Raw genomic sequence first — 22,657 nt, forward strand, 5'->3', positions numbered from 1 at the left:
CAACCTGGCATTCGGCATAGCTATCTCCGTCAGCAAAAAGGTAATAATTCTCACTTACAATTAGACATGCCTTTGGAGATATTCATGTTCGCGAAGACTCGCTTGGCGCTGCTGGTGGGATGGGTGACCGGCAGCGTGGCTTTTCCTCTACTGGCGCAGGAAACAACAAAAAACGATACGGTGGTTGTCACCTCGCAGATGCAGAGCGGGGCCACGAAGCTTGCCACGCCGGATATTGAAACGCCGCAGTCGGTATCGATCGTTACCCGTGAGCAGTTTGAAGAGCAGGGCGCAACCAGCGTGCGCCAGGCCGTCAGCTATACGCCGGGGGTGTACAGCAATCAGATTGGCGCCTCCAACCGCTTTGACTACATCGTGCTACGTGGCTTTTCTGACGGTAGCCTGGATAACGTCTATCTCGATGGTCTGAAGATGATGGGCGACACCAACTCACACAGCTCGCTGGTGGTCGATCCGTGGTTCCTCGAAGATATCGAAGTCGTACGTGGCCCGGCTTCCGTACTGTATGGCCGTTCCTCCCCGGGTGGCATTGTGGCGCTGACCTCACGTAAGCCGTCGTTTGATGCGGGCGGTGAGGTGAAGCTGTTTGCCGGCAACAATAACCAGCGCGGCGCGGCGTTTGACGTCACCGGGGCACTGGATGATAACGATCGCGTGGCGGCGCGACTGAGCGGGATGACGCGTTACGCGGACTCGCAGTTTGGTCCATTGAAGGAAGAGCGTTACGCGCTGATGCCCAGCCTGACATGGCGTATCACCGACCAGACGCGTCTGGATCTGATGGCATATCTGCACCGTGACCCGGAAGGCGGTAGCCACTCCGGTCTGCCGTATGACGGCACCGTGGTTCCGCATTACGGGCAAAAGATCTCCAACACCTTTTACGAAGGCGAGGATGATTACGACAAATACGATCGCCGTGAAAACATGGTGGGCTACAACATTGAGCATATGTTTGATAGCGGTTGGTCGGTGCGGCAAAAGCTGCGCTATCTGCATACCGACGTTGAGCTGAATCAGGTGTATGCGGCGGGCTGGCTGAATGAAACCGAGCTTAATCGCGGTTACTCCGGCTCCGATGAAAAAATGTCGGCGATTACGCTGGATAACCAGCTCGACGGCAGCTTTGATACCTGGCAGGTAAACCACCGTCTGCTGGTGGGGATCGACTATCAGGATCGCAGCAACAATACTACCGGTTACTACGGCGCTTTCCCGCCGATTGACGCTTTTAATCCAGTGTACGGCGCGAAGCCTGATTACATCGACATGTATGCGCGTGAGAAACACAAGCTGCGCCAGACGGGTTACTATTTGCAGGATCAGATGTCATGGGATCGCTGGCGTATTACGCTCGGTGGTCGTTACGATCAGGTCAGCGTTTCTAACATTGATAAGATCAAGAATACTCGGAGCGATCTGGATAAAAACAACTTCAGCACCCGCGCCGCGTTGCTCTATTTATTCGATAACGGCTTTGCGCCGTACGTGAGTTATTCCACTGCCTTTACGCCAACCAGCTTTGCCGATGAGAACGGCAATCTGCTGGATCCGATGAAAGGCAAGCAGTGGGAAGCCGGGCTGAAATATGAGCCGGAAGGACTCAACAGCCAGTTCAGCGCATCGGTATTCCGTATCAATCAGACGAATATCGCCACCAAAGAAGAGCCGACCGATCCGTACCGCTCGATTGGGGAAATTGAATCTGAAGGGGTGGAGCTGGAGGCAATTAGCCAACTGACGGATAGCTTCCGTTTGCAGGCGGCGTATACCTATACCGACATTCGCTATAAGAAAAGCAGCCCGGAAGAGCAGGGCAAGCGCGCAGTGTACGCCCCGCGTAACCAGGCCAGTACCTGGCTGAGCTACGATGTGAAAAGCGGTCCGCTGGACGGTCTGACGTTGGGTTCAGGCGTGCGCTACGTTAACGGTATTACCAGCGATCGCCTGAATACTCACACCCTGCCGTCCTACACGCTGGTGGATATGGTGATTGGTTACGACTTAACGAATATCGGCATTAAAGGGTTGAGCGCGCAGTTGAATGTTAACAACCTGACCGACAAGCGCTACGTTGCGGCCTGTAACTCGCTCTCATACTGCTACTTCGGCGCCGAGCGCAGCATTGTCGGCAGTGTGTCCTGGAAATTCTGATGTTTTAGCCGGATGCGGCGCTGGCGCCTTATCCGGCCTACGGTAGCGTGTAAATCGTAGGCCTGATAAGCGCAGCACAACAGGCATAGTGGATTGCGGTTATTGTGTAAAACCGTTCTGCAGACAAATCTGCGCGCTGGTGCTTTATCCGGCCTACGGCAGCGTGTAAATCGTAGGCCTGATAAGCGCAGCGCATCAGGCATAGTGGATTGCGGTTATTGTGTAAAACCGTTTTGCAGACAAATCTGCGTGCTGGCACCTTATCCGGCCTACGGCAGCGTGTAAATCGTAGGCCTGATAAGCGCAGCGCATCAGGCGTTGTGATTGCGGCTATTGTGTAAAACCGTTTTGCATACAAATTTGCGCGCTAGTTCTCAGAGTAAAGGCGACTTTGTCTGGGTACTGGCTGTAATAGTTATGCTCTTCTTCCAGCCCTTTTGCCTGCGCCAGACGTACCGTTTCCAGCGAGCAGGTACGGTAGATCAGGTCTTTATTCATATTGGTCTGCTTCTCGCGCTGTTTATCTGCGGACAGCGCCAGCCAGCTTTCGGACAGTGAGTAATCATAGACTACCCGATTTCCTTTCGCCTGCACGTTCTCAATGGTAATGAATTCGTCGATTTTCAGTCTTGGCTGCCCACGCATTTTTTTCTTATCTTCTGCGGCGGCATATTGGGCCAGCGCATGAATATCCATACTGGCTATTTTCTGTTTATAAGCATCTACATAAGCGGTAGGTTGCTGATAATGCTGAGCGTAAGCGTTTCTTAATTCCCCGTCGCTCATCGTACAACCCGCCAGAAACAGAGGTAATAGCAGTGCCAGTTTTATTTTAGTCATGATGTTATCCCGTTCATTATTTTGATCCCAGTCGCCCATAACAAAATAGAAAAATTATTACAGATGATATTTAAGGTTGTATAAACGAGAGCGTGATGGCACAAGTTCAATTGTCTTAAAATGGCAAAAGACGCGGGAAACCCTGCCAGAATTGGCAGGGTTTTGAACATACTGATAAAAAAATTAATGGCCGATCATCTTTGCCTTCGGGATCAGCTGGAAATACATATGATCGGGCACTGGCGTATCCCAGACATTGGCATAAACGGCATAACCAATAGTGGCAAACAGAATGCCCAGCACCAGTAGCGTCATGGCAACACCTGGCAGCGTCCTCTGGCGCCATAATGATTTACCACCGTTGCTTTGTGCTCCAGGCGGAGTCTGCAGTGAAAAGCTCAGCGTTGAGGCTACCGGGCAGGATTCAACGCAGGTCATGCAGCCAGTGCATTCCACGGTACGCACCTGAATCAGTCTGTCGACCGGGATATTCGACGGGCAGTTTTTCGCGCATTTTCCGCAGTCGATACAGCTGTCAGCGTTACGGCGGATTTTAAACGGTGAGAGTAATGAGAACAGGCCGAGCAGCGCACCATAAGGGCACAGATAGCGGCACCAGGCATTGCGAATAAACAGGCTCAGGACGCTGATAACGATAACAAAGATGAGCGTAGCGGAGCCAATATGGCGAAAGAAATCGAGCATCTTCACGTCGATAATCATGCCATAGGCCGACATTAGAAAATACTGAATCCCCTGCGCAGGCATCGACAGGGCGATATACAAAAAGAAACTCAGCAACAAATACTTCAGACTGAGCAGCGGAATATCCAGCCAGCGCGGCAGCGTGAAGTTGCGACCAAATACTTTTTTCCCCAGATTGCCGAGCCGTTCGGACAGCGTGCCCACCGGGCATAACCACGAACAGAAGGCTTTTTTTAACAACAGACTAATCAGGATAAACGCAACTAACAGCAGCATGGAGGCGGCATGGATAGGCGGAAGAAAACCAGTCTCCAGCGTATAGCGGATATTCATCAAACCCGCGATTGGTAGCCATCCCTCAATACCACCTGGCCTTGGAATATAGACGCTGGTGCCGGCGGTTTCGAAATAGCGGACCCAGTAATAGAACGTTACGCCAATATAAATATTAATAGCCAGCAGGAGAAACTGGGTGGCTTTTCGCCAGCTGCTGGCGTTGCGCCAGTCATTCCACGGCAGTTTGCCTCCGATCGTGCCAGGACGGCGCTGCCAGCGCGTTCTTTTCTTCCCGTTCATGATTTTATACTATCCCTCATATTTCCCCTTCTGCATTCAGAAGGCGTCATCACCGGGATATGCTAGCGCTATTCAGATTTGGTGTATTTGATTTGCATCTTATTACGTGGCTGTTATTTTCATCATGCCAATATGCCTGAATAAAAATAACAGCTCGATATTTATCGCAAGTCAGATAAATACCCTGAACGGGGTATTTATTTCTCTGCAGGGCAATGGTTATTCCTGATAAACCTCAACGCGGTCGCGACCATTACTTTTTGCCTGATAAAGTGCGCGATCGGCTTTATCAACCAGCTGTTTGTAGTCGGGATGATAATCATATTCGGCAATACCGATACTGACGGTAATAGAAAACGTTTCTGTCGCAGAGGCTGCCATGCGCATCCCGGCAATTTTCATACGCAGCGTTTCCAAAATGATACTGGCCTGCGATTCATCTGACTCGACGAGCAAGATCATAAATTCTTCACCACCGTAGCGGAACACGTAATCGCTGCTACGGATATGATCATAAATGACCGCTGCGACATTTTTGAGCGTCAGATCGCCGGTATTATGCCCGAAGTTATCGTTAATTTGCTTGAAGTAGTCGATATCCAGCATCGCCAGGCTAAAAGGCTTACGCGCATGTAACGCCAGCGAGATTTCGCGTCGCATGATGGTCGGAATAAAGCGGCGGTTAAGCAACTGGGTCAGCGAATCTTTACCATTTTCCTGCTTAACCAGCGCCTCAAACATCGAAGCGAGCAGGAAATGGATTTTTGCCGACAGCTGGCGAACATCCTGTAATAAGCTCATCCGCTCGGGTTCTGTCGGCTGATGCTGAGGTGACAGGGTGGTCGTCAGACGGGTGTCGATCTCTGCAATTAGCGATTCCATTTCTTTGAGCAAATTGCTGTTGCCAAGAATATGTTTTCCCTTATGTGAGAACCACATACCAAAATCAGAGTTCGCCAGAAACACCATTTCACCGAAAGGCATTCCGGTGGCAATGTTATAGATAAACTGGTTTTCCCAGTCGGTAAATGAGCGAATTTGCCGTTCGCGCTCGACGTTAACGTCATCGTAAATGGTCTGCAGGCGATACTGCTCCTGCGTATGCAGGGAGTTTTGGTGGCTTGGGGAATAGGAGACGGTCATGGCCTCCAGCGCAGTATCCATTGCCAGGCTGCTGAAACAGATAGCATTGCTCAGCAGGGAAGACGAGTGGTCAGCTTTGGTTTTCAATACTCGATACAGCTCATCCTTGAGCTTACGCGCGCCGCGATTCACCAGATCGATGGGCAGGCCGATACGGGCATGCACCACGCCAATTTCTCGCTGTTTGGCCAGCAGCTGTGAGAGATCTTCGTGCGCGCTGCCGAGCACGCTGCGTAACCAGTCAAACATACTACCGCTGAGGCGGGTACTGACCTGTTCTGTATTAAGGAACAATGCGCTCTGGGCATGGGAGAGCATATAGTCATAAAAAACGGTCACTAAATGGCGGATCTCTTCATCGCTTAACGATGTGAGGAGCGTATGAACGTCAGGCGATGTTTGTCGTATCAGCGCCTGCCATTCCGTAAGGAGTAATGTGTCGTTTACCGGTTCAACCTGTTCCATCTCACTGCCACTCAACCTGCGATTAAAAATTCAGGCGGTATTACGGACAATTACCTCACGATGGTCAAGTTAAACTCTCTTATCGATGGCTAATACCTTCATAAATAAGTCTTAGCGCGAAGACACCTATTATTGCGCCAATTACCCGGCTGGCAACCCGTTGGATGCGACCATACGCCCGTCGCACGGCAGGCAAAGAAAATGCCTGGCTGAGAAAAATACGCCAGATAACGGAAGACAACACAATGCCTGCCCAGGCCATCAGTCTGGCCCACGTAGGTGTGTCTGCGCTTAAGGTGACCGAGAAGATACTAATAAAAAACAGTACAGTTTGTGGGTTCGATAAATCTGTTAGTAATCCACGGCGGAAAAATACATACCAGGGGGCGGAAAGCGGCTGCTGTAGCGTGGGCATTTGCGGCGTGGCCTGATGGCGGATGCTGTTCCAGGCAAACCACAGCAGATAGGCGCCGCCGACAATCTTAATCAATGAAAATATCTCTTCACACTGGGTGATTAGCGTTGCCATACCAAAGAGCCCAAGGCCGGAGTAAAACGCATCACCTAAGGCAACACCCAGACCGGTCATCACACCTGCGCGTCGTCCGGATGCCAGGCTAGTTTGTACCACCACGAACAGATTTGCGCCGGGGTTAAAAAAGGTTAAAACAAACAGGCTGACGGTGAGTACAACGGCGTGCAAAGGTTCCATAGACAACGTTTCCATTAGTAAACACGGGAAAGACAGCTAACACTATAATTTTAGTGCGCACGTCATTCTGCGTATTCACTCACACTGCGCGTTGAAAACGCAGCGCCGCTGCGTTTTGCGTATTTAACGATTAGCAAAATATCTTTATATTTCCGCCTGCTCTGGATCTTTTTATCAGCCTGAACTACTTATTAATCATCCTTGACTCGCGTGTCGAATGTTCAGGGGGCGATGATGGCATATATAACAAAACCTGGAGCTTTTATATGAAAACTGGATATAAAGTACTTATTGGTGCGTTAGCTTTAGTTTTTTCCAACGCCTATGCTGCGGAATTTATGACAAAACTTGAGTTTGAAAAGGTTGAGTCGCAGTACACAAAAATCGGTGATATTTCAACGAGTAATGAAGTTTCTGTTGCAGATGCTAAAGAAGAGCTGCTGAAGAAAGCTGAAGAGAAAGGCGCTGATGTGGTGGTATTAACCTCCGGCCAAACGGATAACAAAATCCATGGCACAGCTAATATTTACAAGAAAAAATAACACGCTGCTGTAAAAAATACGCCACCCGTCGGTCATTGCACCGGCGGGTTTTCTTTTAATCTGCGCCAGAACGTGGTTCTGCTAATGCCGAGATAGCGTGCAGCCGCGGTTTTATCACCATTGAATTGTGCCAACACCTGCTGCGGCGTCAGCAATGAAGATGCTTGCGGTGAGCCAGCAGCAATGGCCAGTTCCGGTAATAGCTGTTGTAAAAAATCCATATTCAGCTCCGGCTGCGGCTCGACGCTTAAAAATAGCGCCAGGCGCTCCATCATATTACGCAGTTCGCGGATATTCCCCGGCCAGCCATAATTCAGCAGCGTCGGCTGACTTAATCCCAGCCCCTTGCGTACTGGCTCAGAAAACGGCACGTCCAGTTCCGCCAGCGATTGTTTTAAAAAGCTTTCCGCCAGCGGCAGGATATCGGGCAACCGCTCGCGTAGCGGCGGTAGCTTGAGGCGTAAAATGCTCAGGCGATAAAACAGATCGGTACGAAATTCCCCCTGTTTCATCTCCTGCTCCAGATTACAGTGTGTGGCGCTAATCACCCGGACATCGACCGGAATCGGCTGATGTCCACCGACCCGGGTAACCTCTTTTTCTTCCAGCACGCGCAGCAGTCGGGTTTGTAACGGCAGCGGCATCTCGCCTATCTCATCAAGAAACAGGGTTCCGCCGTGGGCGATTTCAAACAGGCCCGCGCGACCCCCTCGGCGAGAGCCGGTAAAGGCGCCGTCCTCATAGCCGAACAGCTCCGCTTCCAGCAATGACTCGGTGATTGCTCCGCAGTTGACGGCAACAAACGGCGGCGAGGGTTTACCGCGTCGATTCTCCTGACGGGTGAAAAACTCACGGTGAATGGCCTGTGCGGCCAGCTCTTTACCCGTTCCTGTTTCGCCCTGAATGAGGACCGGCGCACGCGAACGGGCGTAGAGCATAATGGTGTGCCGCACCTGTTCCATCTGCGCAGAGTGACCGCGCATATCACCCAGCGCGTAGCGGGTGCGCAACGTATCGCCAGAGGCGTACTGACCGTTTCTGCGCAGCGTCAGGCGAGTCATATCCAGCGCATCGACAAAAGCCTGGCGCACGGTGGCCGCCGAATAGATAAAGATGCCGGTCATACCTGCTTCTTCTGCCAGATCGGTAATCAATCCCGCACCAACCACTGCCTGCGTACCGCCGGCCTTCAGTTCGTTGATTTGCCCACGGGCATCTTCCTCGGTGATATAGCTGCGCTGTTCAAGCTGCAAATTGAAGGTTTTTTGAAACGCGAGAAGCGCAGGAATGGTTTCCTGATAGGTAATGACGCCAATCGACGAGGTGAGTTTTCCCGCTTTTGCCAGCGCCTGTAGCACGTCGAATCCGCTTGGTTTAATCAGGATCACCGGAATCGATAAACGACTTTTCAGATATGCCCCGTTGGAGCCCGCCGCAATGATGGCATCGCAACGCTCGGTAGCCAGCTTCTTACGGATATAGGCCACCGCTTTTTCGAAACCAAGCTGAATGGGGGTGATGGTCGCCAGGTGGTCGAACTCCAGACTGATGTCGCGAAACAGTTCAAACAGGCGGGTGACCGAGACTGTCCAGATAACCGGTTTATCGTCGTTCACTCGCGGCGGTAGATGCGTATCTGCCATAACTAACCCCAAAAATTAAGGAACCGAGTAGTAGGGTTTAGTTGTGTTTCATAAATGTTGCAATGAAACGTGAAGGAACGTTTCATGAAACGATAGCTGACACGCTTTTGTGCAACAAAAATAGAAGTATTGGATTTAATGTATTGTTTTAAAAGATAAAAAATTAAATTGAAGAGAAAATAAGCTCCCTGGCATACCCCTTGCTTTAGAAATATCAACGAACGATAACAAGTTGATAACAAGAGGACGGGATATGTCTCTACACTCCCCAGGGCTGGCGTTTCGCGCTGCGCTTACCAAAGAAAACCCATTACAAATCGTTGGCACCATCAATGCCAACCACGCTCTGCTGGCTCAACGCGCCGGGTATCAGGCGATTTATCTCTCCGGCGGTGGCGTCGCTGCGGGCTCGCTGGGGCTGCCGGATCTCGGTATTTCTACCCTTGATGATGTGCTGACTGATATTCGTCGCATTACGGATGTTTGCCCGCTGCCATTGCTGGTGGATGCGGATATTGGTTTTGGATCGTCTGCATTCAACGTGGCGCGTACCGTCAAGTCGATTTCCAAAGCGGGTGCTGCTGCGCTGCATATTGAAGATCAGATCGGCGCCAAGCGCTGCGGTCATCGCCCGAACAAGGCGATCGTCTCGAAAGAAGAGATGGTCGACAGGATCCGCGCAGCCGTTGATGCGCGCACCGATCCCAACTTTGTGATTATGGCGCGAACCGATGCACTGGCGGTGGAAGGGTTAGAGGCTGCCATCGATCGTGCCCAGGCGTATGTCGAAGCGGGCGCTGACATGCTGTTCCCGGAAGCCATTACCGAACTTGCGATGTACCGCCAGTTTGCCGATGCGGTACAGGTACCAATTCTCGCCAACATTACTGAATTTGGCGCCACACCGCTGTTTACCACCGATGAACTGCGCAGCGCGAACGTTGCGATGGCGCTATACCCGCTGTCAGCTTTCCGCGCCATGAACCGCGCGGCGGAGAAGGTTTACAACGTGCTGCGTCAGGAAGGTACGCAAAAGAACGTTATCGACATTATGCAGACGCGCAACGAGCTGTACGAAAGCATCAATTACTACCAGTTCGAAGAGAAACTCGACGCGTTGTACACAAAAAAGTAACCGTCGTAGGCCGGATAAGGCGTAGCCGCCATCCGGCAATAAATTAGTACCCTACATATTACAATAATGACGAGGACAACATGAGCGACACAACGATCCTGCAAAATAGTACCCATGTCATTAAACCCAAAAAATCGGTTGCGCTGTCAGGCGTCGCTGCCGGAAATACTGCCTTATGTACCGTGGGTAAAAGCGGTAACGATCTACACTATCGTGGCTACGATATTCTTGACCTGGCACAACAGTGCGAATTTGAAGAAGTTGCGCATCTGCTGATTCACGGGAAATTACCCACCCGCGATGAGCTCACCGCCTATAAAAGCAAACTGAAAGCGCTGCGCGGATTGCCCGCTAACGTGCGCACCGTACTGGAAGCGCTGCCTGCCGCCTCGCATCCGATGGACGTGATGCGCACTGGTGTTTCCGCGCTGGGTTGTACTCTGCCAGAAAAAGAAGGACATACCGTCTCCGGCGCACGCGATATTGCCGACAAACTGCTGGCATCGCTCAGTTCTATCCTCCTGTACTGGTATCACTACAGCCATAACGGCGAGCGCATTCAGCCGGAGACCGATGATGATTCTATTGGCGGTCACTTCTTGCATTTGCTGCATGGTGAAAAGCCATCACAAAGCTGGGAAAAGGCGATGCACATTTCGCTGGTGCTGTACGCCGAACACGAGTTTAACGCTTCTACCTTCACGGGGCGTGTGATTGCGGGAACTGGCTCTGATATGTACTCCGCGATTATCGGTGCGATTGGCGCACTGCGTGGGCCGAAACACGGCGGAGCGAATGAAGTATCGCTGGAGATCCAGCAACGCTATGAAACGCCGGATGAAGCCGAAGCGGATATCCGTAAACGCGTTGAAAATAAAGAAGTGGTGATTGGCTTTGGTCACCCGGTTTACACCATCGCCGACCCGCGCCACCAGGTGATCAAGAGCGTGGCGAAACAGCTTTCTCAGGAAGGCGGTTCGCTGAAAATGTACAACATCGCCGACCGTCTGGAAGAGGTGATGTGGGAAACGAAAAAGATGTTCCCTAACCTCGACTGGTTCTCGGCAGTCTCTTACAACATGATGGGCGTCCCCACTGAAATGTTCACACCGCTGTTCGTTATCGCCCGCGTCACCGGCTGGGCGGCGCACATCATCGAACAGCGCCAGGACAACAAAATTATCCGTCCTTCCGCCAACTATACCGGCCCGGAAGATCGCGAATTTGTCCCGATTGAAAAACGTTGCTAATGCAAAACCTCTAAAGATAAAAAAACAGGAAATGTACCCTATGTCTGCACATATTTCGAACGTCCGCCCTGAATTTGACCGTGAAATCGTTGATATCGTTGATTATGTCATGAACTACGAGATCACCTCGAAGGTGGCGTATGACACCGCGCATTATTGCCTGCTTGATACCCTTGGCTGTGGCCTGGAAGCGCTGGAATATCCGGCCTGTAAAAAACTGCTGGGGCCGGTTGTACCGGGTACCGTCGTCCCGAACGGTGTGCGCGTACCAGGTACCCAGTTCCAGCTCGATCCGGTGCAGGCGGCGTTTAACATCGGTGCGATGATCCGCTGGCTGGACTTTAACGACACCTGGCTGGCCGCAGAATGGGGTCATCCTTCCGATAACCTCGGCGGTATTCTGGCGACGGCTGACTGGCTGTCGCGCAATGCGGTGGCGGTGGGTAAAGCGCCGTTAACCATGAAAAAAGTGTTAACCGGAATGATTAAAGCCCATGAAATTCAGGGCTGTATCGCGCTGGAAAACTCCTTCAACCGCGTCGGTCTGGATCACGTCCTGCTGGTAAAAGTCGCCTCCACGGCGGTGGTTGCCGAGATGCTCGGCCTGAACCGCGATGAAATTCTCAACGCCGTCTCGTTGGCGTGGGTCGACGGTCAGTCGCTGCGTACCTATCGTCATGCGCCGAATACCGGCACGCGTAAATCCTGGGCGGCTGGCGATGCCACCTCACGTGCTGTACGTCTGGCGCTGATGGCGAAAACCGGTGAAATGGGATACCCGTCCGCACTGACAGCAAAAACCTGGGGCTTCTATGATGTCTCTTTCAAAGGCGAATCTTTCCGCTTCCAGCGCCCGTACGGTTCGTACGTGATGGAAAACGTGTTGTTTAAAATTTCCTTCCCGGCAGAGTTCCACTCGCAGACCGCGGTAGAAGCGGCGATGACGCTGTACGAGCAGTTACAGGCCGCAGGTAAGACCGCTGCCGATATCGAAAAAGTGACCATTCGTACGCACGAAGCCTGTATCCGCATCATCGATAAAAAAGGCCCGTTGAATAACCCGGCGGATCGTGACCACTGCATCCAGTACATGGTGGCTATCCCGCTGCTGTTCGGACGCTTAACGGCGGCAGATTACGAAGACGGCGTGGCGCAGGACAAACGCATTGATGCACTGCGTGAAAAGATTAACTGCTTCGAAGATCCGGCCTTTACTGCCGATTACCACGACCCTGAAAAACGCGCCATCGCGAATGCCATCACGCTTGAATTCACCGACGGCTCACGCTTTGAAGAAGTGGTAGTGGAATACCCAATCGGCCACGCGCGCCGTCGTAACGACGGTATGCCGAAGCTGGTCGAGAAGTTCAAAATTAACCTGGCGCGTCAGTTCCCGACCCGTCAGCAGCAGCGCATCCTGGATGTCTCCCTGGACAGAACTCGTCTGGAGCAGATGCCGGTCAATGAGTATCTGGATTTGTTCATTATCTAAAACCCGACTCATCAGGCGTAAGTTCAACAGGAGAGCATTATGTCTTATAGCGAGTTTTATCAACATTCTATTACACAGCCGGAGTCGTTCTGGGCCGAACAGGCCCAGCGTATTGACTGGCAGCAGCCGTATACGCAGGTGCTGGACCACAGTAATCCGCCGTTTGCCCGCTGGTTTTGCGGCGGCACGACCAATCTGTGCCACAACGCCATCGACCGCTGGCTGGAGAAACAGCCTGACGCGCTGGCGCTGATTGCTGTGTCATCAGAAACCGAAGAAGAATGCACGTTTACCTTTCGTCAGCTGTATGACGAAGTGAACGTCGCGGCGGCGATGTTGTTGTCGCTGGGCGTACAGCGTGGCGATCGGGTACTGGTTTATATGCCGATGATCGCCGAGGCGCACATTACGCTGCTGGCCTGCGCACGTATAGGGGCGATCCATTCGGTGGTGTTCGGTGGTTTCGCCTCGCACAGCGTAGCGGCGCGTATCGACGACGCCCGACCGGTGGTTATCGTGTCGGCGGATGCCGGGGCGCGCGGCGGCAAAGTCCTGCCGTATAAAAAGCTGCTCGATGATGCGATCGATCAGGCGCAGCATCAGCCGCGTCATGTGGTATTGGTCGATCGCGGTCTGGCGAAAATGGCGCGGGTAGAGGGGCGAGACCTCGACTTTGTCGCGCTGCGCCAACAGCATCTCGGCGCGCGGGTGCCGGTTGCCTGGCTGGAGTCGAACGAAACGTCCTGCATTCTCTACACCTCCGGGACAACCGGTAAACCGAAAGGCGTGCAGCGCGACGTTGGCGGCTACGCGGTCGCGCTGGCGACCTCGATGGACACAATTTTCGGCGGTAAAGCGGGCGGCGTGTTCTTCTGCGCATCGGATATCGGCTGGGTGGTTGGGCATTCGTATATCGTGTATGCCCCACTGCTGGCGGGGATGGCGACGGTGGTTTACGAAGGGTTGCCAACGTATCCAGACTGTGGCGTATGGTGGAAAATTGTTGAGAAGTATCAGGTCAGCCGGATGTTCTCTGCCCCAACCGCCATCCGCGTGCTGAAGAAATTCCCGACCGCGCAAATCCGCAATCACGATCTCTCCTCGCTGGAGGTGCTGTATCTGGCGGGTGAGCCGCTGGATGAACCGACCGCCAGTTGGGTAACGGAAACGCTGGGTGTCCCGGTTATCGACAACTACTGGCAGACTGAATCCGGTTGGCCGATTATGGCGATCGCTCGCGGGCTGGACGACCGCCCGTCGCGGCTGGGTAGCCCAGGCGTGCCGATGTACGGATATAACGTGCAGTTGCTCAATGAGGTGACCGGTGAGCCCTGCGAAGCGAATGAAAAGGGCATGCTGGTGATTGAAGGGCCGCTGCCGCCGGGCTGTATCCAGACTATCTGGGGTGATGACGCGCGGTTTGTGAATACCTACTGGTCGCTGTTTTCTCGCCAGGTGTACGCCACCTTTGACTGGGGTATTCGCGATGCGGACGGCTATTACTTCATCCTTGGCCGTACGGATGATGTCATCAACGTGGCCGGGCATCGGTTGGGGACGCGTGAGATAGAGGAGAGTATTTCCAGCTATCCGAACGTTGCCGAAGTGGCTGTGGTCGGCGTGAAGGACGCGCTGAAGGGGCAGGTCGCGGTCGCGTTTGTCATTCCGAAACAGAGCGACAGCCTTGAAGATCGCGACATCGCACATTCGGAAGAGAAGGCGATTATGGCGCTGGTGGACAGTCAGATTGGTAATTTTGGCCGTCCGGCGCACGTCTGGTTTGTGTCGCAGTTGCCGAAAACGCGCTCTGGCAAAATGCTCAGACGGACGATCCAGGCGATCTGTGAAGGCCGCGATCCTGGCGATCTAACGACCATTGACGATCCCGCGTCGTTGCAGCAAATCCGTCAGGCGATTGAAGAGTAACATCGTGTGATGCCCGGCGGCGCAATGCTTACCGGGCCTTTTAGTATTGTAGGCCGGATAAACCACGTGAGTGGTGCATCCGGCATGACGACTTAAAGTAACGGATCCACTTTATAATTTTGGTAATAGTACTCTTTATCTCGTTCATTAATGGTTCTGAGAACTCGACAGGGAACCCCCACGGCCACGACATCTGCCGGAATGTCTTTTGTGACTATACTCCCCGCGCCGATAATGGAATTATCGCCAATCGTTATGCCGGGATTGATCACTACGTTACTGCCAATCCATACGTTATTGCCGATGGTGACCGGAAAGGAAAACATCTCTCCGGATTTCCTTAATTCATGGTGCACAGGGTGACCCGTTACCGTGATCGTGACGTTTGGTGCAATTAAAACGTTATCGCCGATGGTGACCGTGTAATCATCCACAATGGTAAAGTTAAAATTGGCGTAAAAGTTTTTGCCAATGTGAATATTGCTGCCGTAAGAGAAATAAATGGGGGGCTCAATCCACGCATTTTCTCCTACGGAGGCAAATATTTCGCGAATCAGTTTTTCCCTCTTTTTAATCTCAGATGGACGCGTGTGGTTAAACTCATACATTAACTCCTTTCCGCGCAGTCTCTCTTCCGGCAGCCCCTCGCACATATCAGTAAACAGCTTGCCTGCTTTCATTCTGTCTCTCATAGACATGCTCATCGAAGATATTCCTTCTTGTTATTTGTCTTCAGACTTGTTTACCTGCCGGGGTGAAAACGCGGGAAAACGGCCCCGGCCCGCTAAGGGTAAATACGGAAATCAGCGTGAAGCTCAGCGCAATAATCCCCAGCACCAGATAAGCTCCCTGGAAACCAATGCTCTCATACATTTTTCCGGCCAGAACTGACATGAAAATCATGGCTAACTGTTTGAAGAAGCAGAAACACACCAGGTAAATTGTGGCCGAGAAACGCACTTCAAACTGACTGGTGATGTATTTGAAGCAACCGACAATCAGGAACGGTATCTCGAACATATGCAGCGTTTTGAGGATCACGACCTCCAGCGCAGTGGTGGCGAATGATGAACCAATGATCCGCACCGACATGATCGTACCGGCCAGCAGCAGGGCGTTCTTTCCGCCGATGCGGTTCACAATCAGCGGCGCAAAGAACATGATCGAGGCGTTGAGTAATTCTCCCATCGTTGTGACGTAGCCAAACACGCGGGTACCCTGTTCGCCGGTGGCAAAGAACGAGGTAAAGAAGTTGGCGAACTGCTGGTCAAATACGTCATAAGTGCAGGAAACGCCGATCACGTACAGGGAGAGGAACCAGAGTTTCGGTTGTTTGAATAACTCCAGCGCCAGCTTCAGGCTGAATGCCGAGTTGTTGGCGCCTACCGCATCCGCGACTTTTGCTGAAGAGGGGGCATCTGTTTTTGAAAAGAGCAGCAGCAATGCCAGAATGACCGCACAGCCAGAACCTAACCAGAAGACAAACTGGTTATTGATGGTGAACATAATGCCGGCAATCGAGGCGCACAGCGCCCAGCCCACGCAGCCAAACATGCGCGCGCGACCAAATTCAAAGTTGCTTCGGCGGCTGGCCTTTTCAATATAGGCTTCAATCGCCGGAGCGCCGGCATTGTAAATAAAGCCAAGGTAAATCCCGCCGACAATTGAACCCAGTAAAATATTAACCTGCAATAATGGGCCAAATACGTAAATAAAAAACGGGGCAAACATTACCAGCATGCCGGTAATTACCCACAGCAGATGTTTACGCAGACCAAGCTTATCGGACAGTAGTCCGAAAATTGGCTGGAATAACAAAGAAAACAGTGAGATACAGGCGAAGATGATGCCGGTGTCGCCTTTACTGATATGGTTTACATCGTGTAACCAGATAGGGAAGAAGGGGAAATACGCACCCATAATAAAAAAGTAAAAGAAGAAGAAAAAGCCGAACATCCAAAAGTTAGTGTTTTTTAAATAATACATAACAGACTTCCTATAAATGCGGGCAGGTATCAACCTGCCCTGCTTATATTATTATTTTTGGCCCCAGACGAACTGGAAGTGGTAGCGTCCGGCGCTTAGCTGGAATTCCGGCGACACGGAAGGACTCCACGAATCATCGCCGCCGACGCCCATATGGAAGCCATCAATATTGAGCCAGGTGCCCGCCTCAGGTTGCAGCAGATGGCGGTGGCTGGTTTCCATCAGTTGCTGCTGGCTAAAGCGGCTGATGTTGAACAGGAAGTCTCCGCGCCACTGGTGCGCGCCGTAGTGCAGTTCACGCGTGCCGCAGCGCAGACCGTTTTCGCCCGGGAAAACATACGGGGTGTACATCTCATCAAGCGACAGATCCCAGCGATCGAAACAGGCGGCGCCCAGACGGTCCGGGTAGTTCTCATGCGGGCCGAGACCTAACCAGTTCACTCGCTCCGCAACTTGCGCCAGCTGGCAGCTCAGGCCGATACGGGCCGGATGCGGCGTACCGCTGGCAACGTCGACATCCACCGTTATTTGCATTTCACCCTTGCCGTCGATGCGGTAACTTTTTCGGCTGACGAACAGCGTTTCACCCTGATACTGCCACGCATGTTCGGTGGCGATCAGTACCGCATTGCTCAGCGTGTCGGCAGCACAGTGCAGTAACGTTGCTTCGACCTGATAATGACCGGCAGCCTTCCAGCGTTCAATCCAGGCATTAGGGTCGATGCGGGTTGATTCGCTCACACCGATATCGTTATCCAGCGGTGCGCGGGTGAACTGGTCGGTCAGTGGGGTTAACAGTTGGGCTTTATCGCCAATCCAGTACTGTGTCAGCAGGCCAGACTGACGGTCGAATTGCCAGCGCTTGTTATCGTTCTCAACGGTAAAGATGTTTTCGCTAACGTTAAGCTGTGGCGCGAAACAGTGAGTTGGCTGCCGTGCCAGACTGAGTTTTTCTTCCAGCTTCCACTGCTGCCAGGCGCTGATATGCCCGGCGTCTGACCATGCGGTTGCCTGAGGTTGTTCTACGCGCACTGTCAACCACAGCTGGCCTGCGGTTTCCGGCATCGGGACATCAGGCAGGGTAATCACCTGGCGGCCCTGTGGGGCGATATCCAGAACGATTTCTCCGGCGGCCAGCGGATTGCCGTCCTGAGCAATCGACCAGTGCAGAACTTCGTTATCGCTGCGGCGGAACAGATATTCGCTGGTCACTTCAATCTGGCGTTCAGCGCCCGGCAGTAACGTGAACTGGAAGAACTGCTGTTCATGTTTGGCCTCGTATAACGCCGGATGCGGAGTGCGATCGGCGAACACCAGTCCGTTCATGCAAAACTGACGATCGTTAGGCGTGTCGCCAAAGTCGCCACCGTAGGCTGACCATGCCTTGCCGTTATCATCATATTTAATCAACGACTGATCCACCCAGTCCCAGACAAACCCGCCCTGCAGGCGCGGATACTGGCGGAACGCTTGCCAGTATTTGGCGAAGCCGCCAAAACTGTTGCCCATGGCGTGGGCGTATTCACAAAGGATCAGCGGACGCTGCTCGCCGGGCATCGACAGCCACTTTTTAATCGACCATTTGGGGACTGCGGGGAAGGGCTGATCCTGATCTACGCGGGCGTACATCGGGCAAATAATGTCGGTCGCCGCGGTATTTGCGCCGCCGCCTTCATATTGTACCGGGCGTGACGGGTCTTCTGATTTTATCCAGCGGTAGAGCGCGTCGTGATTGACACCATGGCCGGATTCATTGCCCAGTGACCAGATAATAATGCTCGGATGGTTGCGATCGCGCTGCACCATGCGCGTGACGCGCTGGCTCATGGCAGGCAACCATGCGGGGTCGTCGGTGAGGCGATTCATCGGCACCATGCCGTGGGTTTCAATGTTGGCTTCGTCGACCACATACAGACCGTAGCGATCGCACAGGGTGTACCACAACGGATGGTTCGGGTAATGTGAGCAGCGCACGGCGTTAAAGTTATTCTGCTTCATCAGCAGAATATCCTGCACCATCGTCGCCTCGTCCATCACCTGGCCGTTGACCGGATGGTGCTCATGACGGTTGGTACCGCGAATCAACAGCGGCTTGCCGTTTAACAGCAACAGGCCGTTTTCGATACAAACCTGACGAAAACCAACGTCACAGGCTTCCGCTTCAATCAGCACTCCGCCCGCGGTGTGTAACTGCACAACGGCGCGGTACAGATTGGGTGTTTCGGCACTCCACAGCGCCGGTTTTTCGACGTTCAGACGCAGAGTCACCCGGTCATGATAAGCGCCGCGTTCATCAATGATCTCGCTGCCGAGCGGTGAGGTCGTTTCGTGGCTGAGCGTTTCACCTTCCCACAATTGCAGGGTGACGCGTAAATCTTCGCTCTCGTTGCCACCCACTCTGACTTCCGCTTCCAGCGTGGCGCGGCTGAAGTCGTCATTAAAACGGGTATTAATGCGCAGGTCACGGATTTGCGTAGTGGGCTTATGCAGCAGGGAGACATCGCGAAAAATACCGCTCATGCGCCACATGTCCTGGTCTTCCAGATAGCTGCCGTCGCTCCAGCGCAGCACCATCACAGCCAGACGGTTTTCGCCGCGCAGCAGATAATCGCTAAGATCAAACTCAGACGGTAGACGGCTGTCCTGACCGTAACCGACCCAGCGACCGTTGCACCACAGATGAAACGCGGAATTGACCCCGTCAAAAATAATGCGCGTCTGACCTTCCTCTAACCACGCGTCTTCGATATTAAATGTGAGCGAGTAACATCCTGTGGGGTTCTGTGCCGGAACGTACGGAGGATTCACCGGGATTGGGTAGGTGACGTTGGTATAAATTGGCGCATCGTAACCGTCCATCTGCCAGTTAGAAGGGATGTTGATGATGTCTGCCTGTGGCAGATCGCTTGTCAGCCAGCTTTCCGGTACTGCCTCCGGTGCGGCAAACCAGGCAAATTGCCACTGGCCATTCAGCGAGCGTAACTGACTCGAATGCTGATTGGTACGTGCATCATCCGCTGAGCGCCAGCTACAAAAAGGCGGGTGCGCCTCCAGGCGGTTGAGCTGCGTGACGCCGGGATTTTCCCAGTCACGGCGGGCCAGAACAGCGGAGAGTGAATCTGTGTTCAGGTTCATAACGGTATCCTGTTTGAATTTGTTACTCGCTCACAATTTCAATCAAAATACGAACAAGCGCTCCTTTCTGTAAAGGATGGAGCGTTCAATAAGTGAACTGACTCACACAATTGTTATGCGTTCACAATTTGGGTGTGAGCTGAGAAACTTGCCGTGCCAGCTGGATCAGGGAATCAGCCAGCGCCTGGGGAGTGGTGGTTTGCGTATCGGGAGGCAGAACCGTTTTGCGCTTGACCAGGGTGACAGGCAGCAGTTGGTTACCCACGGTTGATTCGCCACGTGGGAGTTGCAGCAGCCTGTCGACGCTGGTTTCACCCAGTAACGGAAAATCCTGCCTGATGGTGGTCAGCGGTGGGATGTAACAGGCGCTGTCTTCGGTGTCATCGTAGCCAATTACCGATATATCCACGGCGACCCGCAGACCGAACTCGCTGATTGCCCGCATCGCGCCCAGCGCCATTTGATCGTTAGCGACCAGCATGGCGGTAGGGAGGTTACCGTTATTCAGCATGTGCATCGTTTGCTGAAAACCAGACATCGCGCTCCAGTCGCCTTCCAGCTCCGCTACGGGTTGTAGCTGGTAATGTGCCAGATACTTGTGCCAGCCCGCATGCCGAAGCCTTGCCGAAACGGAGGTGTGCGGCCCGCTCAGCAGGGCGATCCGTTGATGTCCGTGCTGCACCAGATGTTCAACGCCAAGGCGCGCGCCGTCGTCATGAGAGAAAATCACGCTGTTAATTGGCGTCAGGTCAGAGACATCGAGAAACAGCACCGGCACCGTACCGCAGGCAGCGGCCACGGCAATGGCATCTTCTTCATCCAGCGGATAGTTGATGATAAGCCCGGTTACGCGTTGAGAAAGCAGATTGTGGACCGCGGCTTTACAGGACTCAACGCCGCTGCGCTCGACCATGGCGATCACCACGCTGGCACCGGACTGGTCGGCGCGGGATTTTATGGCAGCAACGATTTGTGAGGGGGCATGCAGGGCAAGGTTTGCTGTCACAACGCCAATCAGTGGCGTCTGTTTGCCAGCCAACTGCTGTGCAACGCGGTTAGGAATGTAATTGAGTTCCGCCATCGCGGCCTCAACTTTCTGTCGGGTTTTTGCGGAAACGTGGCTGGCCTGGTTCACGACGCGAGAGACGGTCTGGTAAGAGACGCCTGCATGGTCTGCCACATCGTATAGCGTTACCGGTTTCACGTTTATCACCCCTGTAATGACGTTATCTGTGCGCTATGATGCCACAGCGGGACGGTTTTGGGGTATTTGCGCATGGGTTCTGCGAGGCGCATTCCAGGGTTTGAGGATAGCGTGCTGAAGGATTTATCGCCGTTATACCTAACAGAAGAAAAAAGTGAGGACATTGTGAGCGATTCTGCGGCAAAAAATATTCTGTCCATCTACCGACGCCATGCGGATGCTTTTGCCAGCCAGCGCTCGCGCACCTTGTTCGAGAAACGCTGGCTCGATAAATTTATTTCCGTGATGGGCGGGCAGGGCAGCATTGTGGATATTGGCTGCGGCAACGGCCAGCCGATCGCCGGTTATTTTATCCAGCAGGGTTTTCAGCTTACCGGCGTTGATGGTTCCCCGGCGATGCTGGCGCGGGCCCGAAACACTTTTCCCGCACAGCGCTGGCTGGAACAGGATATGCGCGAGCTGGCACTCAATGAGACTTTCGATGGTCTGATCGCCTGGGACAGCTTTTTCCATTTAACTCAGCAGGACCAGCAAAAGATGTTCCCGATTTTTGACCGCCTCAGCCATCCCGGCAGCGCGCTGATGTTCACCAGCGGTACGGACAACGGTATCGCGATGGGGCAATTTGAAGGTGAGCCGCTGTTTCACGCCAGCCTCGCCCCGGATGAATACCGGGCACTGCTGTCAGCACACGGTTTTGCGGTGGTCGAGATGGTGATGGAAGATCCGCACTGCGCCGGGCACACCATCTGGCTGGCGCAAAAAAGAAGCTAATCACCGCGAAAGGTTTTACGCCATTCAGCCGGGCTAACGCCAAAGTGGGATTTAAAATGCTGGCGCCAGGTGACGGGCGACTGAAAACCAACCTGTTCGGCGATGCGTTCAACGGGTAACTGGCTGGACTCCAGCAACGTCTGGCTACGGCGCAGGCGCTCGGCAATCAACCATTCGGCCACGCTTGACCCTGTGGCCTTCATAAAATGACGGGTGAGGGTGCGACGACTCATCATCACCCGTTGCGCCAGCTCGTCGAGATTATGCGGTTCATGGAGATGCTGGCGCAAATAGTCGAGCAGGACGTTGATGCGCTGATCTTTGGTATTTTTCGCCACCGGTTGCTCGATAAACTGTGCCTGGCCGCCCTCGCGATGTGGCGGCACAATCATCCGTCGGGCAATCTGATTCGCCACCGTGCTGCCAAAACGCTGGCGGATGACGTACAGGCAGCAATCCAGCGCGGCGGCGGTGCCTGCCGAGGTAATAATACCGTCGTCATCCACATACAGCGCGTTGATATCCAGATGAGCGGCCGGAAAGCAGGCCTGAAAATCCTGCTCGAACTCCCAGTGCGTAGCCGCCCGTTTGCCATCCAGCAGACCGGCGTAGCCGAGGACAAACGCACCCAGGCATAATCCAACAATCTGCGCGCCGTTTTGTCGCGCACGATTGAGCGCATCAAGCAGGCTTTGTGGTGGCCGATGTGCTGTGGTGCCCCACCAGGGGATCACCACAATATCGGCGGCCTCCACCGCTTCATAGCCGTAGGCTGCGTTGATGGAGAAGCCATCCTGCGAGGAAACGATGCCCGGCTGTTCGGCGCACAGTTGCACCTCAAAACGCTTTTTCGCCGCCACTTTGTCACTGAAAATAATGCACGGCACCGAGAAGTGGAACGGGCTGAAATCTTCCACGGCAACAATGGCGACGTTAAGCGGTTGCATACGAGTC

The 22,657-nt window shown here is 53.3% G+C and carries 17 protein-coding genes; 7 read left to right on the forward strand and 10 right to left on the reverse strand.

Features of this window, described 5'->3' with window-relative positions; all coding sequences use genetic code 11:
- Nucleotides 1-66: 66 nt before the first annotated feature.
- The gene (gene foxA / locus OGY71_RS08665; protein WP_122973923.1) at nucleotides 67-2,175 is read left to right on the forward strand and encodes a ferrioxamine B receptor FoxA; all 2,109 of its coding nucleotides are present in this window, start codon (nucleotides 67-69) and stop codon (nucleotides 2,173-2,175) included.
- 330 nt (nucleotides 2,176-2,505) lie between these two features.
- On the opposite strand, the gene OGY71_RS08670 is transcribed toward foxA, so the two are convergent.
- From OGY71_RS08670 to OGY71_RS08685, 4 genes are all read right to left on the reverse strand, one after another.
- Entirely contained in the window at nucleotides 2,506-3,015 is a 510-nt protein-coding gene (locus OGY71_RS08670) for a hypothetical protein (protein WP_231133693.1), read from the reverse strand.
- A gap of 183 nt (nucleotides 3,016-3,198) precedes the next feature.
- A complete protein-coding gene (locus OGY71_RS08675; protein WP_240389183.1) occupies nucleotides 3,199-4,296 on the reverse strand; it encodes a 4Fe-4S binding protein in 1,098 nt (365 codons plus the stop codon).
- 219 nt (nucleotides 4,297-4,515) lie between these two features.
- On the reverse strand, nucleotides 4,516-5,904 hold the full coding sequence (locus OGY71_RS08680; protein ID WP_063941269.1) for a diguanylate cyclase: 1,389 nt from the start codon (nucleotides 5,902-5,904) through the stop codon (nucleotides 4,516-4,518).
- Nucleotides 5,905-5,983: 79 nt separating this feature from the next.
- Nucleotides 5,984-6,616, reverse strand: coding sequence for a LysE family transporter (locus OGY71_RS08685; protein ID WP_003830900.1), 633 nt, complete (start codon nucleotides 6,614-6,616; stop codon nucleotides 5,984-5,986).
- Between the two features lie 266 nt (nucleotides 6,617-6,882).
- On the opposite strand from OGY71_RS08685, the gene yahO reads away from it, so the two are divergent.
- Entirely contained in the window at nucleotides 6,883-7,158 is a 276-nt protein-coding gene (yahO, locus tag OGY71_RS08690; RefSeq protein ID WP_003830901.1) for a DUF1471 family periplasmic protein YahO, read from the forward strand.
- A 32-nt stretch (nucleotides 7,159-7,190) separates the two neighbouring features.
- On the opposite strand, the gene prpR is transcribed toward yahO, so the two are convergent.
- Nucleotides 7,191-8,801, reverse strand: a complete 1,611-nt coding sequence (prpR, locus tag OGY71_RS08695) for a propionate catabolism operon regulatory protein PrpR (RefSeq protein WP_240389182.1) — start codon at nucleotides 8,799-8,801, stop codon at nucleotides 7,191-7,193.
- 253 nt (nucleotides 8,802-9,054) lie between these two features.
- Here prpR and prpB point away from each other — a divergent pair, with 253 nt between their 5' ends.
- From prpB to prpE, 4 genes are all read left to right on the forward strand, one after another.
- Nucleotides 9,055-9,936, forward strand: coding sequence for a methylisocitrate lyase (gene prpB, locus OGY71_RS08700; protein ID WP_003830903.1), 882 nt, complete (start codon nucleotides 9,055-9,057; stop codon nucleotides 9,934-9,936).
- An 80-nt stretch (nucleotides 9,937-10,016) separates the two neighbouring features.
- Nucleotides 10,017-11,186, forward strand: a complete 1,170-nt coding sequence (gene prpC / locus OGY71_RS08705) for a bifunctional 2-methylcitrate synthase/citrate synthase (protein WP_153686867.1) — start codon at nucleotides 10,017-10,019, stop codon at nucleotides 11,184-11,186.
- A 40-nt stretch (nucleotides 11,187-11,226) separates the two neighbouring features.
- Nucleotides 11,227-12,678, forward strand: coding sequence for a bifunctional 2-methylcitrate dehydratase/aconitate hydratase (locus OGY71_RS08710; protein ID WP_003830905.1), 1,452 nt, complete (start codon nucleotides 11,227-11,229; stop codon nucleotides 12,676-12,678).
- A gap of 39 nt (nucleotides 12,679-12,717) precedes the next feature.
- Complete coding sequence (gene prpE / locus OGY71_RS08715; RefSeq protein ID WP_286613129.1) at nucleotides 12,718-14,604, forward strand: propionate--CoA ligase; 1,887 nt, start codon at nucleotides 12,718-12,720, stop codon at nucleotides 14,602-14,604.
- A 92-nt stretch (nucleotides 14,605-14,696) separates the two neighbouring features.
- Here prpE and lacA read toward each other — a convergent pair whose 3' ends face one another.
- The 4 genes from lacA to OGY71_RS08735 form a co-directional block, all read right to left on the reverse strand.
- Entirely contained in the window at nucleotides 14,697-15,308 is a 612-nt protein-coding gene (gene lacA / locus OGY71_RS08720) for a galactoside O-acetyltransferase (protein ID WP_286613130.1), read from the reverse strand.
- A gap of 28 nt (nucleotides 15,309-15,336) precedes the next feature.
- Complete coding sequence (locus OGY71_RS08725) at nucleotides 15,337-16,590, reverse strand: MFS transporter (RefSeq protein ID WP_286613132.1); 1,254 nt, start codon at nucleotides 16,588-16,590, stop codon at nucleotides 15,337-15,339.
- Between the two features lie 51 nt (nucleotides 16,591-16,641).
- Complete coding sequence (locus OGY71_RS08730) at nucleotides 16,642-19,725, reverse strand: beta-galactosidase (protein ID WP_286613134.1); 3,084 nt, start codon at nucleotides 19,723-19,725, stop codon at nucleotides 16,642-16,644.
- A 121-nt stretch (nucleotides 19,726-19,846) separates the two neighbouring features.
- A complete protein-coding gene (locus tag OGY71_RS08735; protein ID WP_122973924.1) occupies nucleotides 19,847-20,938 on the reverse strand; it encodes a LacI family DNA-binding transcriptional regulator in 1,092 nt (363 codons plus the stop codon).
- 156 nt (nucleotides 20,939-21,094) lie between these two features.
- Between OGY71_RS08735 and OGY71_RS08740 the strand changes: the two genes are divergently transcribed.
- Entirely contained in the window at nucleotides 21,095-21,703 is a 609-nt protein-coding gene (locus OGY71_RS08740) for a class I SAM-dependent DNA methyltransferase (protein WP_394810116.1), read from the forward strand.
- Here the strand turns inward: OGY71_RS08740 and OGY71_RS08745 are convergent.
- Nucleotides 21,700-22,650: a GlxA family transcriptional regulator gene (locus tag OGY71_RS08745; protein ID WP_286586199.1), complete on the reverse strand. Its 951-nt coding sequence runs from the start codon at nucleotides 22,648-22,650 to the stop codon at nucleotides 21,700-21,702. The two genes, OGY71_RS08740 and OGY71_RS08745, sit on opposite strands and share 4 nt — an antisense overlap.
- Nucleotides 22,651-22,657 lie beyond the last annotated feature (7 nt).

Source organism: Citrobacter sp. Cpo109, assembly GCF_030332565.1.
Classification (GTDB): Bacteria; Pseudomonadota; Gammaproteobacteria; order Enterobacterales; family Enterobacteriaceae; genus Citrobacter; species Citrobacter portucalensis.

Coding starts and splice junctions, on each gene's coding strand:
- prpC (WP_153686867.1), top strand. CDS start 10,017: ATGAGCGACACAACGATCCTGCAAAATAGTACCCATGTCATTAAACCC.
- prpE (WP_286613129.1), top strand. CDS start 12,718: ATGTCTTATAGCGAGTTTTATCAACATTCTATTACACAGCCGGAGTCG.
- OGY71_RS08725 (WP_286613132.1), bottom strand. CDS start 16,590: ATGTATTATTTAAAAAACACTAACTTTTGGATGTTCGGCTTTTTCTTC.
- OGY71_RS08685 (WP_003830900.1), bottom strand. CDS start 6,616: ATGGAACCTTTGCACGCCGTTGTACTCACCGTCAGCCTGTTTGTTTTA.
- OGY71_RS08675 (WP_240389183.1), bottom strand. CDS start 4,296: ATGAACGGGAAGAAAAGAACGCGCTGGCAGCGCCGTCCTGGCACGATC.
- OGY71_RS08670 (WP_231133693.1), bottom strand. CDS start 3,015: ATGACTAAAATAAAACTGGCACTGCTATTACCTCTGTTTCTGGCGGGT.
- OGY71_RS08710 (WP_003830905.1), top strand. CDS start 11,227: ATGTCTGCACATATTTCGAACGTCCGCCCTGAATTTGACCGTGAAATC.
- foxA (WP_122973923.1), top strand. CDS start 67: ATGCCTTTGGAGATATTCATGTTCGCGAAGACTCGCTTGGCGCTGCTG.
- prpR (WP_240389182.1), bottom strand. CDS start 8,801: ATGGCAGATACGCATCTACCGCCGCGAGTGAACGACGATAAACCGGTT.
- prpB (WP_003830903.1), top strand. CDS start 9,055: ATGTCTCTACACTCCCCAGGGCTGGCGTTTCGCGCTGCGCTTACCAAA.
- lacA (WP_286613130.1), bottom strand. CDS start 15,308: ATGAGCATGTCTATGAGAGACAGAATGAAAGCAGGCAAGCTGTTTACT.
- OGY71_RS08745 (WP_286586199.1), bottom strand. CDS start 22,650: ATGCAACCGCTTAACGTCGCCATTGTTGCCGTGGAAGATTTCAGCCCG.
- yahO (WP_003830901.1), top strand. CDS start 6,883: ATGAAAACTGGATATAAAGTACTTATTGGTGCGTTAGCTTTAGTTTTT.
- OGY71_RS08730 (WP_286613134.1), bottom strand. CDS start 19,725: ATGAACCTGAACACAGATTCACTCTCCGCTGTTCTGGCCCGCCGTGAC.
- OGY71_RS08680 (WP_063941269.1), bottom strand. CDS start 5,904: ATGGAACAGGTTGAACCGGTAAACGACACATTACTCCTTACGGAATGG.